Consider the following 12,385-nt stretch of genomic DNA (forward strand, 5'->3'; position numbering starts at 1 on the left):
AAAACGAGGGCATGTCGCCCTCGTTTTTTTATTCTTCGCATTTTTGTTTAGATAAACGCTTGTGACGGTTTGACGCGTTCGCTGCAGGCTTTTCCGGTACCATTCGCTTTTCATGAAGCAAATGACGAACCGCCAAGATGGGATGTTTCAGTAACATTCTGGGGCCAGAGTAACGCATGACCAAACGCATTTGTTCTTTCGGCTCTGGTTTGTAGCAGTGAATCGGACATTTATTACACGTCGGTTTATTCTCTCCATAAGGACAGCGGTCGAGGCGCACTTCTGCGTATTCAAGCAGCTCACGACATTCTGAGCATAAGTCACGTTTTGTTCCATGATGGTCATGACAGTAAACCTCTACCATGGCTTTTACTGTCTTAAATTCAGTGGCGAGTTTGCCAAGTAAAATATCGCTCATGCGCTATCCAAAAATCACAACATCATTGTGTAAAGTTCTAACGTGCGGCCATTATCATATTGCTGCTCAACTCGTTCAAACTCAAAGCCCAGTTTTTTGAGCAAACTTATACTACGAATATTGTCATTGTTGGTGATGGCAACCAAATTATCGAGTTTCATTTCCTCTCTAGCGTATTCCAGCACTGCGGTTGCAGACTCCGTTCCGTAGCCGTAGCCATAAGCGGAAGGTAAAAATCCATATCCGAGATCATAGTGTTGTAATGTGTCACGTTTAACCAACCCACAAATCCCGATGGGTTGCCCATCTTCTTTCTTCTCTACAACGAGTAAACTCACGCCTTTAATTTGTTGCATGCGTAGCATGTTTTCTTTTATGTAACGCGCCGCTTCATATTCGGTACGAATTTGTTTGTCTCCGACAAAACGGTAGAAGTCTGGGTGGTTATAAAGTTCTAGTATAAATGGTGCATCATCTACACTCACAAGACGCAGTATCAAACGTTCGGTGTACAGTGTTTTCATTTGGGCTCCATTAAAACGCGATAGATGATTGGACATAGGAACGTACTTGAATTTTGCGACCGATACCGGCGCTTATTTAGTTGTAACTTGATAAAAAAGTAACTATCCTGCCTCGCTAAATTAAAGGACCACCACCATGAACCGCAAGAAGAAAATCAATCAGATCTTGAAAGCGAAGCAGAAGAAGCATAACGCTAAGCTACATAAGAGCAATAAGCCGCGTTATATCTCCAAAGCTGAACGCGCGAAAATGGAAGCTGAAGAACAAAACCAAGCTTCAGAACACACGGAAAACGTTGTAGACACAGCGCAGACAGATCAAGCCTAAAAGAAAAGCCGCTTCAAGCGGCTTTTTTGATATTCGGAGATAGTTAGCTTTAGTATTCGACACTGTAGTTCAGTGTGAATGTGCGACCTCTTCCTTTGTAGTCGTACGCTGCAGCATCGTAGTGTGCTGCATAAAGAATCTGCGCACGTTGTCCCCAAGCGGTTGTGTTGTCTTCGTCAAATAGGTTTTGAATACCAAAACCTAACTGCCCGATAGGTAGTGTTACGTTACCAAGAAGATCAAACGTAGTGTATCCATCTAGTTTATTGTTTGCGTCATCTTCGTAATCAAACATCGTCTGGCTTTGTAAACGTACTGAATAGCCATCCTGATAGTAAGCCGCCCACGCGTTCGCTTTTGATGTACTTGCTTTACCCGCGCTTAGATCTTCCCACTTACCGTTGGTTTTCAGCTCAGAAACCACATAGTGACCTGATGCACCTAACAAAATATCACGGTTTACCCAGTAGTTAATGTTTGCTTCGGCACCGTATACACGTTGCTCGTCATCAACATTGGTGATTAGGAGCGTCTTCTTGTCATACTTGATTGAGTTATCCGACACCGAGTAGTAACCCGCCGCTTGCAGTGCGACAGTATCCGTATCTAATCGGTAACCAATTTCATAGCTGTCCGTTTTGATGCCCGACATTTTTGAGTCAGATACATTAATGCTATTGTTCAACGCGTAGTGACCATTTGCATCCGCGGCATCGTAGCTACCTTGGCCGTAGTACTTTGCAGGATCAGCGAGTTCGAAACCTTGAGAGAAGTTCGCCCAAAGCTGAGATTCATCGTTAAGCTGATAAATAGTGCCCAAATTAAATAAGCTCACAGAGTAGTCAGTGCTGCCACCTGGTACCGCATCCGCTGATACACCATTACCCGATGCGATCTTCTTTTGTATACTATAGGCAACAAAATCATCAATCTTATTGTCCATGTATTGGTAGCGGTAGCCTGCTTGTACTGACCAATCTTGATTGATTTGGTAATCCCCTTGGACAAACATTGCGTAAGACGCCACATCAACATCTGGGTAACGCCCCACTTCGGCATAGGTTCGATTAATTAAGTTCCCAGAGCTGTTCGCAATGGTTGGATCGAACAGAGCCTGGTTACTTTCAAAACGGTCTAAGTACGCATCGACACCATAAACAAGTTTGAATGACTCCCAGCTTTTAGCTAACGCTAAGCGCCCAGCAAAAACTTCTGTTTTTTGTTGAGAGGCACTTTGGTAATAAGGAGTAAAGGTTTGGTCTTCACTACGGTAAGATAACTCGGCTATCAGTTGATGACCGAATACGCTGTCGTGAGCGTAGTTCGCACTTAAGAGAACTCGCTCTGTACCATGTTCACGGTCGGAATCGAACCCCTCTCGTACATCAACAAATTTATTGTTAACAATGTACAAACCGTATGGCGAATCTTGCTGGCTGTCATAGTATTGTGCGACAAGGTTTAACTTGCTGGCATCGGAGATTTGAATCTCGGTCGATCCCATAACATCGAGCGTTGAATTATACTGCAAAGAGCCCTGTGAAATGTCTGGGGTGACAATGTCGCCATTTGCGTCAAATGCACCTTGTGTCTCGGTGTACACAACCGAACCTCTAGCGGCAATTCGTTCATTACCACCCGAGATAGACTGAGCGAGTTTGTAATCAAAGTCATCGCTGCTATTAAAACCTGTAGTGCCACTCACGTAGGATTCAAACGACAAGTCATCCGAGTACGCTTTCTTGGTGATAATGTTAATAACACCACCAGTAGCGCCTGCCCCATAAATGGAGGTTGCACCAGATAGTACTTCAATTCGCTCGATGTTGAATGGGTCTATTGCGTCTAACTGACGACTAATCGGGCGAGAAGACTGTAACGAGACACCATCAATCATTACCAACATTGCTCTACCGCGAAGGTTCTGACCATAGTTAGTTCGACCACCGGTGCCGACGTCTAAAGAAGGGATGGTTGCAGAAAGAATATCACCCAGTGTCTTGCCCGCACGATATTGCTGAGCAATCTCTTCTTGGCCAACAAACCAAACCGTTCCTGGAATATCGGAGATCGATTTCGGCAGCACACTGCCTACAACAACCAATTGCTCATCGCTCGGAGTCGATGTTTGTTGAAGATTTTCTGCTGCTATTGAGCTAACTGCGTATCCACTGCTCATCGCAAGTACGATGAGATTGAAAGAAAACGTCCTTTTCATCATTGTATTTATCTTTTTGTTGTCAACAAGAGCATGCAATGATACTTATTCTCACTCTCAAATCGAGCACTGTTACACAAGTTAAATAAATGTTAATTAAGGACCTTCTTGCTCATAAGCTGTCGATTTTCCTCTAAACGAGGACAATCTGCACAAAGCTTTCTGCCTTCACACTTATAGACTAAACAACAACTTTTTCTTACTAACTTTAGCGGCTGATCAGATTCCGTCTCATGAAGTGAGCGGCTATTATCAACATCCAAACCCATTGCGCTTAGCCACAAGATCGCATGCTCCTGAAGTGTCGAGTTAGTCATTTGCGGAAAGCGCTGTTGGAGACGAATTAAACAAGCCATGATTCCGTCCGACATCAATTGATGGGTGAAGCCAGGACGAATGCGTGTCCATTGACTCATCTCTTGTTGATAGAAGTCGAACAGTTCTCGGATTTGACGCCCCGCCTCTTTTATCAACGCTTCTGGCTCGCCATGTATATGCGCTTCGTCGGCGAATCGGTACCCAGAAACAAAACAAGGTTTGAGGTGCTGCGCTATCTCGCGAATGTTTGGCAACGTGTGGTAACCGTAAATAGAGATGAATGCGACATAAACTGGCTGCCAACAAAGTAAATCCCACGTTCTTGTCAACCAATATGCTTTTCCCGCTTCCGGATGAGCCTCCGAGATTTGCTGATAAAGGCCTTGGATGATCGGGTTGATATCATTCTCGATATGGATAGCTTCTTGCCCTATCTCGCCGATATCACCGTGTAGGTAAGGTGTAATCTCACTCGAAGTTTGAAACAGTTGCGGGAAAAATTGCTCAGACATGATGGCTTATTGTTGGTGTAGTCATTCTGACACCTTTATACCCAAGCACCAATCGCAATGCAAACTATTATCCTTTGCGTTTTCATAACAAAGAAGCACTCTTAGGGTTAGTTATGACTGTATTTCCGAGTTCTGTGAAGCTGTAAGGTCTGGTTACGTATGCGATGAATAGCAACAAACTCTTAAACCTCTTCGCATTTAACGCTCACATGATCGCAAAAATACACAGCATAAAAACACCCTGATAAAACTGTGTTAACAGTTTCCCTGTGTAGCGTGAGTTATTGCCAATAATTGAATATTGCTGTTTCTTATCCAGCGGATTGTGAACAACATGAAGTATTTTCTTTCTGAATATCGAGACAATACAAAGAGGTAATTTGGCTATGTAGCCCTCTGTTTTGAATAAGGAAATCCACATGTTGTATCTTGAGTTTCTATTTTTGCTCGTGATGCTGTATATCGGCTCACGTTATGGTGGTATCGGCCTTGGGGTCGTATCCGGAATTGGCTTGGTGATTGAAGTATTCATCTTTAAGATGCCGCCAACCTCTCCTCCTGTCACCGTTATGTTGATCATTTTAGCGGTGGTAACATGTGCTTCCATTCTTGAAGCCGCTGGCGGTTTGAAATACATGCTGCAAGTTGCCGAGCGTGTGCTTCGTAAGAACCCAAAACGCGTCACCCTTATTGCTCCGTTCGTGACTTACTTTATGACCTTCCTACTTGGTACTGGTCACGCGGTTTACTCTATCATGCCAATCATTGGCGACGTTGCGCTTAAAAACGGCATTCGTCCTGAGCGTCCTATGGCTGCCGCTTCTGTCGCCTCTCAAATCGCAATCACAGCCTCGCCAATTTCAGCAGCAGTGGTTTACTACTTGGCGCAACTCTCCGACATTCAACACGAGATCACTCTGCTCTCAATTCTGCTCGTTACTGTACCTGCAACGCTATTCGGTACGTTGTTGATGTCACTTTACAGCCTAAAGCGTGGTAAAGAGCTAGACGACGATGAAGAATACCAAGAGCGTTTGAAAGATCCTGTGTGGAGAGAAAAAATCCTCAACACAACTGCAACGTCTCTTGATGAAGTACTACCAACAAGTGCTCGTAACTCTGTATTGCTGTTCATTGCATCGATCTTGGTTATCGTCGTTATCGCGATGTGGCCAGACATTCGTACCATCGTAGATGGCTCGAAGCCAATCAGCATGGCGGTTGTGATTCAAATGATGATGCTCTGCTTCGGCGGTATCATTTTGCTTGCGACCAAAACTGACCCGCGTGACGTACCAAATGGGGTGGTATTTAAATCTGGTATGGTGGCGGCGATTGCTATCTTCGGTATTGCATGGATGTCAGATACCTACTTCCAGTACGCTATGCCTCAATTTAAATCCGGCATCGTAGAGATGGTAACCAACTACCCTTGGACATTCGCGCTTGCGTTATTCATTGTGTCGGTTGTGGTGAACTCTCAAGCTGCAACGGCTCGCATGATGCTACCTGTTGGTCTCGGCTTAGGTTTGGAACCTGCGCTGCTTATCGGCTTGATGCCAGCGGTATATGGCTACTTCTTTATTCCCAACTACCCTTCAGATATCGCGACTGTGAACTTCGATACCTCGGGCACAACTAAGATTGGTAAGTGGTACTTCAACCACTCATTCATGTCTGTGGGCTTAATCGGCGTGATTGGTGCGTGTTGCTTGGGTTACTTGCTAGGGCAAATGATCATTCCTTCGTAACTAGCCAAATCAAGGATAAATTAGAGGCGAGTCATTGTACGTTTCGTACAGCCTGAGTGACTCGCCTTTCTTTATTGCACTATTCACTACAGCAAGAAATCGTCATCAATCGCGACAAAATTGTCGGCACAATCAATCAGAGTTTGAGATGTAAGTTTAGGTACACCATAAACGGTCACCGTTTTATTGAAGCGCTGCTGAATTCTCTCTACTAGCAGACTAAAGTCTCCATCTCCCGAAACTAGAATCACTTCCTCAACTTCGGGAGCAATTTCAATTGCATCGAGAGTAATACCCACATCCCAATCGCCTTTCGAGCTGCCATCACGACGCTGGATGTAGGGTTTAAGCATCACCTCAAATCCAACACCGCGTAAAATGTGATGAAACTGACGTTGTTTTGGATCGTTACTCGCGATGGCATAAGCACGAGCACTTACCACCTCTTTCCCTTGTGTGGCGACATACCAAAACTGGTTGTAATCAAAATTGCTTCGATACGCTTCGCGACAGGTGTAATACACATTCTGTACATCAACCAAAATGGCGATTTTTTGTTTGCTTTCCGAACTCATCTATTTCTACGCTCAATTTATTTGCTGCCTACCCTATGCCAGTTTTGGAAAAAGCACAATGAGCCAATTCCACTAAACTTAACGTATAAAAAGTTATTTGGGTTTCTAGGGGAACTGTCATGGGCGGAAAGTTACTAGTGATACTGCTTTCTTGTATCTTGTCATCGACAGCATTTGGTTATCCAGCGCACTCCAAATACTGGCCACATAGAAGTGTGCTCTACTTTGCGCCGGAAAATGATGAATACGTCAAACAATTCTTGCTAGAAACACTTATGAATGAGTGTGAGTTGGAAGACAGAGATGTCGTCACACTGGTCATTACAGAACAAGGTTATACTTTTCCTGCTTGGCTTAAAGAAGAGTTCGACCTAAAAATGCTAGCTCGTCTTTATGCGGTCGAAAAAGGTTCTCATACTGCTATTTTGCTTGGTAAAGATGGTCTAGAAAAGCACCGTTGGGGCGCAGAAACAGACTGGCCGTTTATCAACAACCTCATTGATCAAATGCCTATGCGTAAGCAAGAAATGCAGAGGCAACAAAGCCCCTGTAAAATATAGTCACTTCTGGGCAGTATTACTTTGCGAACCAATCCAATTTGTTGTGCAGCTGAGTAACGCTACCAACCACAATCAATGCTGGGCTCACAGCTTGCTCTGCCATGCTCGATAACTCGTTCAACTTTCCTTGGAACACGCGCTGCTCCGGGCGCGTACCGTTTTCAATAATGGCGCATGACATCTCAGGATCTAAGCCGTGAGTGATCAGCTTATCCATAATGTGGCCGCTTTGCTTCAAACCCATGTAGAACACAAGCGTGTTGTTGGATTGCGCCAGTGAATGCCACTCAATCTCACGACCATCTTTTTGTACGTGACCAGTGATGAATTGAACGCTTTGCGCATGGTCGCGGTGTGTTAATGGAATACCAGCATAAGCCGTTGCACCCGCTGCTGCTGTGATACCCGGAACCACTTCGTATTTGATACCAAATTCCGCTAGTTCTTCTAACTCTTCACCGCCACGGCCAAAGATAAATGAGTCACCGCCCTTCAGACGCACAACACGCTTACCTTCTTGTGCTTTCTGCACCAAGATTTGGTTGATTTGATCTTGAGGCACACAGTGAAAGTCTAATTTTTTACCTACGTAGATCATCTCTGCTGATGCATGAGCCAATTCTAGAATGTCTTTCGACACCAAACGGTCGTATACAACAACTTCAGCCGCTTGAATGGCTTTTAAGCCTTTTACTGTGAGCAAATCAGGATCACCTGGACCTGCACCAACAAGAGAAATAAAGCCGCTGTTTAAAGATGAGTGAGCAGTAGTCATATCAACGCCTATCGAAAAATTTAGATATAAAGAGTAACACTCGCGTTATGCACTTAGGGCTAAAACCACTCTAAGGAGTTATTACTTTTTATAGCTAAATCAATAAAATATGTCGCGAAAGTGAAAGTTAAAAATTGAAATCTAGTTAGAGAATAGTCCCGCCCATCCAGAAGCGGGACCATATTAAGCGAATTACCCGTTAATGGTTATTTAGCCATTGCAGGTTGCGCTTTTACTTCTTCTTCAGCATTGATAGAAGGCGCAGTTTTAGCGTGAGTTAGGTACAGTGGAATACAAGTCATTACTAGACCACCAACAATGTTACCTAGGATGGTTGGGATAAGGTTGAAGTTCAACCAAGTCGCGATACCAAAATCCGCACCTAGAATCATACCTAGTGGGAATAGGAACATGTTTACTACTGTGTGCTCGAATACTAGAGCGAAGAAGATGAAGATTGGGAACCACATCATTGCTACGCGACCAGATACTGAACGTGCTGTCATGTTGCCGATAACGCCTAGACACACCATTAGGTTACAGAAGATGCCGCGTACGAAACACGTGATCCATCCGTCCATACCCATGTTTTCAAAACCAAGGCTACGCGCGGTAGAAACAACGACAAATTTCTTCGCTACTGCATTCAGTTCTAGAGAGAAGTTACCTGTTAGAGAGATAGCCACTAGGTAAGCAACGATCAGAGAACCAATAAGGTTACCCAAGCCTACAAGCCCCCAACAACGGAAGATACGACCCCAAGTGATGCCCGGACGGTTAGCAAACTTAGCCAGAGGCGCTAGACCAAAAACACCGGTTACTAGGTCATACCCCATCACACTTAGAATTACGAAACCAACGGGGAAAACAAGTGCTCCTACAAGGCCGATACCCGTTTGTACAATCGCGGTAATAGCAACCACCACCGCAAGCGAAAGAATAACGCCAGCCATCGTACCGCGAAGCAGAAGATCTCGCGTGCTTGTATTGGTTTTCGCTTCACCAACATTGATCATGGTTTGCACGAATTCTGCAGGCTTAAAATCAGTAGACATGAATGTGTCCTTATCCAAAATTGAAAGTTAAAAAGTTAAAGATTGAATAGAGAAAGGCTTCCCGTTGACACCTGAACGCTGTCTACAACACCTCGCTTCCCTGTTCCCCTGAGATGATGCTTGGAAAGCCTTTGTCTATTGAATCTAGGTTTCAGTTCATTCCCTCCCCCTAAGAGGAGGGAATGAAAACCAAGCTTACGCAGAGATTTCTACTTCGCCGTTGGTTACGCGGGTTTTGTACGCTTTCACGCTAAAACGCTCGTCTTCCATGCACGCACCTGTTGTCAGGTTAAAGCGTTGCTTCTTAAGTGGGCTAGCCACCCAAAGCTCGCCTTGGTGCTCACAGATCAAACCGCGAGAAAGCACGTTTGATTGGAAGAACGGGTCTGTGTTGCTGATCGCCAGCACTTCTTCTGCTTGTGTTGGGCGGAATACCGCAACTTGTTGACCATCAACCAGTGCACAAACACCCGTGCCCGGTACGATGTCGCTGATTTGGCAAATCTTTTCAAATGACATAATCAACCTTCCCTTATGCTTCAGTGATCGCTACGTGTAGGATGTCGCCTTTTGCTTCAGGGTGTTTTTCCGTGAAGGTTGCTGGGCGGTGCTGCTCACGCTCTTGTACAAATACAACGTTGTCATCGCGCTTGTCAGAGTTGATGAAGTGCGCGAAACGAGTCAGTTGTGATTCGTCGTTGATGGTCGCAGTCCACTCACACTCGTACTCGTCTACAAGCTTCGCTACGTCTGCTTCTAGTTGAGCGTTGATGCCAAGCTTGTCGTTAACAATCACTTCGCGTAGGTAGTCAACGCCACCTTCCATGTTTTCCATCCAAACTGATGTGCGTTGTAGTGGCGCAGCAGTACGGATGTAGAACATCATGAAGCGGTCGATGTACTTGATTAGCGTTTCTTTATCTAGATCGCTTGCTAGTAGGTCTGCGTGACGAGGTTTCATACCGCCGTTACCGCATACGTACATGTTCCAACCTGCGTCAGTCGCGATGATGCCAAGGTCTTTACCTTGTGCTTCCGCACATTCACGAGTACAGCCAGAAACACCGAACTTCATCTTATGAGGTGTACGAATGCCTTTGTAACGGTTCTCGATGTAAGAACCTAGACCAACAGAATCTTGAACACCGTAACGACACCACGTTGAGCCAACACAGGTCTTCGCCATACGAAGTGCTTTTGCGTACGCTTGACCTGTTTCGAAGCCAGCATCGATAAGCTTGCGCCAGATCTCTGGAAGATCGTCTTTTTGAGCACCGAACAGACCAATACGTTGAGCACCGGTTACTTTGGTGTATAGGTTGTATTCTGCAGCAACGTTCGCTAGCGCACCCAATGCTTGAGGTGTTACTTCACCACCCGCCATACGTGGGATAACAGAGTAAGTACCGTCTTTTTGGATGTTACCTAGGAAGTTATCGTTCGTGTCGTGCAGCTTAACCAGTTGTGGCTTAAGAATGTGCTCACCCCAGCAAGAAGCCAAGATAGAACCAGCCAGTGGTTTACAAACTTCACAGCCGTAACCTTTGCCGTATTTCTCTAGAAGCTCATCAAACGTTTTGATCTCTTCAATGCGGATTAGGTGGAACAACTCTTGGCGTGAGTATGCAAAGTGCTCACACACGTCGTTCTTCACTTCGATACCAGATTTAGCAAGCTCAGCATTTAGAACAGACGTCACTAGAGGAATACAACCACCACAGCCTGTACCTGCGCCAGTCACAGCTTTGATGTCACCCAATGTGTGGTGACCATCAGCAACCGCTTGTGCGATCTTGCCTTTTGTCACGTCGAAACATGAACAGATCACTGCGCTTTCTGGTAGAGCATCTGCACCTAGTGCTGGTTTCTCAGCACCTGCGTGTGCAGGAAGGATCAACGCATCTGGGTGTTCTGGTAGGTCGATTTCGTTCAACATAAGTTGAAGCAGATCGCCGTAGTCAGAGGTGTCACCAACCATAACTGCGCCAAGCAGTTTCTTGTTGTCTTCAGAAACGATAAGACGTTTGTAAACTTCTTGCTCTTCGTTTTGGTAAACGTAACTCTTACAGCCTTCAGTACGACCGTTCGCGTCACCGATAGAGCCTACTTTCACGCCAAGAAGTTTCAGCTTCGCAGACATGTCAGCGCCTTCGAATTTGCTTTCTGTGTTACCTAGTAGGTGATCAACAGCAACTGTCGCCATCTTGTAGCCAGGAGCAACAAGGCCGTAGAACATTTCGTTCCAAGACGCACACTCACCAATCGCGTAGATGTTCTCATCAGAAGTCTGACAATGGTCGTTGATAGCAACACCGCCACGAGGTGCCACTTCTAGCTCCATTTGGCGTGCTAGTTTGTCTTGTGGACGAATACCTGCAGAGAATACGATGAAGTCTGTTTCTAGCTCTGAGCCGTCAGCAAAACGCATAACGTTACGTGCGTTTGTGCCTTCTGGCGCAATCTCAAGCGTGTTTTTGCTAGTGTGAACGTTCACGCCCATACGCTCGATCTTTTGTCGAAGTTGGTTACCACCAGCAAGGTCAAGTTGCTCAGCCATTAGCTTCGGTGCGAACTCAACAACATGCGTTTCTACACCCAGTGCTTTCAATGCGCCTGCTGCTTCAAGACCTAGCAGACCACCACCGACAACAACGCCTGATTTGCTCTTCTTCGCACACGCTTCGATCGCTTTAAGATCTTCGATAGTACGGTAAACAAAACAGTCTTTGCTTTCGTGACCTTTGATAGGTGGAACAAATGGGAATGAGCCAGTAGCAAGAATCAGCTTGTCGTATTGAACTTCGCGACCAGTGCTTGAGTAAACAATGCGGTTTTCACGGTTGATGTTAATCGCGCGTTCGCCGATCAGCATGTTAATACCGTGTTTCTCGTAGAAGCCTTCTTTTACTAAAGAAAGTTCATCTGCAGTATGGTGAGAAAAGTAAGAGGAAAGGTGCACACGGTCGTATGCGACACGAGGTTCTTCACAGAAAACCGTAATGTCTATATTAGACATATCAGCTTTCTCGACTAAGTCTTCAATATAACGGTGCCCTACCATACCGTTACCGATGACTACTAGCTTCAACTTGCTCATTATAATTCCTAAGGGTTAGGTTCTTATCACTGAGCTCATTGTTAATTGTGAAAGAAAATTAATACATGATGTAAATCAATTACAATTTCAAACTACCCTAAAGGGGTAGATGAACGTATTTATCTGACTATTGCGAAATAAAAAGTAATTTATTAACGGATATTGGTAGTTTTAACAAACTGAGATAACCGAAGCCATGCTAGCAACGGACTATACCGTTTTGCTTTTATGAAGTTAGGCTGACCATCGAAACC

At 45.0% G+C, this 12,385-nt stretch carries 12 protein-coding genes; 3 read left to right on the top strand and 9 right to left on the bottom strand.

Annotation, left to right across the window (positions count from 1 at the left end):
• Window positions 1–28: 28 nt before the first annotated feature.
• Together R7E78_RS05815 and R7E78_RS05820 are read right to left on the bottom strand one after the other, a co-directional pair.
• Window positions 29–418 (bottom strand): nitrous oxide-stimulated promoter family protein, encoded by a 390-nt coding sequence (locus tag R7E78_RS05815; RefSeq protein WP_005387988.1) that lies wholly within the window; start codon window positions 416–418, stop codon window positions 29–31.
• A 14-nt stretch (window positions 419–432) separates the two neighbouring features.
• A complete protein-coding gene (locus R7E78_RS05820) occupies window positions 433–942 on the bottom strand; it encodes a GNAT family N-acetyltransferase (protein WP_005387984.1) in 510 nt (169 codons plus the stop codon).
• Window positions 943–1,078: 136 nt separating this feature from the next.
• On the opposite strand from R7E78_RS05820, the gene R7E78_RS05825 reads away from it, so the two are divergent.
• Window positions 1,079–1,270, top strand: a complete 192-nt coding sequence (locus R7E78_RS05825; protein ID WP_005376066.1) for a DUF2986 domain-containing protein — start codon at window positions 1,079–1,081, stop codon at window positions 1,268–1,270.
• A gap of 49 nt (window positions 1,271–1,319) precedes the next feature.
• On the opposite strand, the gene R7E78_RS05830 is transcribed toward R7E78_RS05825, so the two are convergent.
• Together R7E78_RS05830 and R7E78_RS05835 are read right to left on the bottom strand one after the other, a co-directional pair.
• On the bottom strand, window positions 1,320–3,491 hold the full coding sequence (locus R7E78_RS05830) for a TonB-dependent receptor (protein WP_318057756.1): 2,172 nt from the start codon (window positions 3,489–3,491) through the stop codon (window positions 1,320–1,322).
• A gap of 89 nt (window positions 3,492–3,580) precedes the next feature.
• The gene (locus tag R7E78_RS05835; protein WP_213893398.1) at window positions 3,581–4,318 is read right to left on the bottom strand and encodes a siderophore ferric iron reductase; all 738 of its coding nucleotides are present in this window, start codon (window positions 4,316–4,318) and stop codon (window positions 3,581–3,583) included.
• Window positions 4,319–4,737: 419 nt separating this feature from the next.
• On the opposite strand from R7E78_RS05835, the gene R7E78_RS05840 reads away from it, so the two are divergent.
• Complete coding sequence (locus tag R7E78_RS05840; RefSeq protein WP_005376060.1) at window positions 4,738–6,069, top strand: anaerobic C4-dicarboxylate transporter; 1,332 nt, start codon at window positions 4,738–4,740, stop codon at window positions 6,067–6,069.
• An 86-nt stretch (window positions 6,070–6,155) separates the two neighbouring features.
• Here the strand turns inward: R7E78_RS05840 and R7E78_RS05845 are convergent, their stop codons facing one another.
• Complete coding sequence (locus tag R7E78_RS05845) at window positions 6,156–6,644, bottom strand: NYN domain-containing protein (protein ID WP_005387978.1); 489 nt, start codon at window positions 6,642–6,644, stop codon at window positions 6,156–6,158.
• A 119-nt stretch (window positions 6,645–6,763) separates the two neighbouring features.
• Between R7E78_RS05845 and R7E78_RS05850 the strand changes: the two genes are divergently transcribed.
• On the top strand, window positions 6,764–7,204 hold the full coding sequence (locus R7E78_RS05850; RefSeq protein WP_017820187.1) for a DUF4174 domain-containing protein: 441 nt from the start codon (window positions 6,764–6,766) through the stop codon (window positions 7,202–7,204).
• 16 nt (window positions 7,205–7,220) lie between these two features.
• On the opposite strand, the gene cobA is transcribed toward R7E78_RS05850, so the two are convergent.
• The 4 genes from cobA to nirB form a co-directional block, all read right to left on the bottom strand.
• Window positions 7,221–7,979: a uroporphyrinogen-III C-methyltransferase gene (gene cobA, locus R7E78_RS05855; RefSeq protein ID WP_086047380.1), complete on the bottom strand. Its 759-nt coding sequence runs from the start codon at window positions 7,977–7,979 to the stop codon at window positions 7,221–7,223.
• Between the two features lie 206 nt (window positions 7,980–8,185).
• On the bottom strand, window positions 8,186–9,034 hold the full coding sequence (locus R7E78_RS05860) for a formate/nitrite transporter family protein (protein WP_138940309.1): 849 nt from the start codon (window positions 9,032–9,034) through the stop codon (window positions 8,186–8,188).
• Window positions 9,035–9,229: 195 nt separating this feature from the next.
• Window positions 9,230–9,553, bottom strand: a complete 324-nt coding sequence (gene nirD, locus R7E78_RS05865; RefSeq protein WP_005387969.1) for a nitrite reductase small subunit NirD — start codon at window positions 9,551–9,553, stop codon at window positions 9,230–9,232.
• A 13-nt stretch (window positions 9,554–9,566) separates the two neighbouring features.
• Window positions 9,567–12,131: a nitrite reductase large subunit NirB gene (gene nirB, locus R7E78_RS05870; RefSeq protein WP_054575425.1), complete on the bottom strand. Its 2,565-nt coding sequence runs from the start codon at window positions 12,129–12,131 to the stop codon at window positions 9,567–9,569.
• Window positions 12,132–12,385: the final 254 nt, after the last annotated feature.

It is taken from the genome of Vibrio sp. YT-19(2023), from assembly GCF_033337395.1.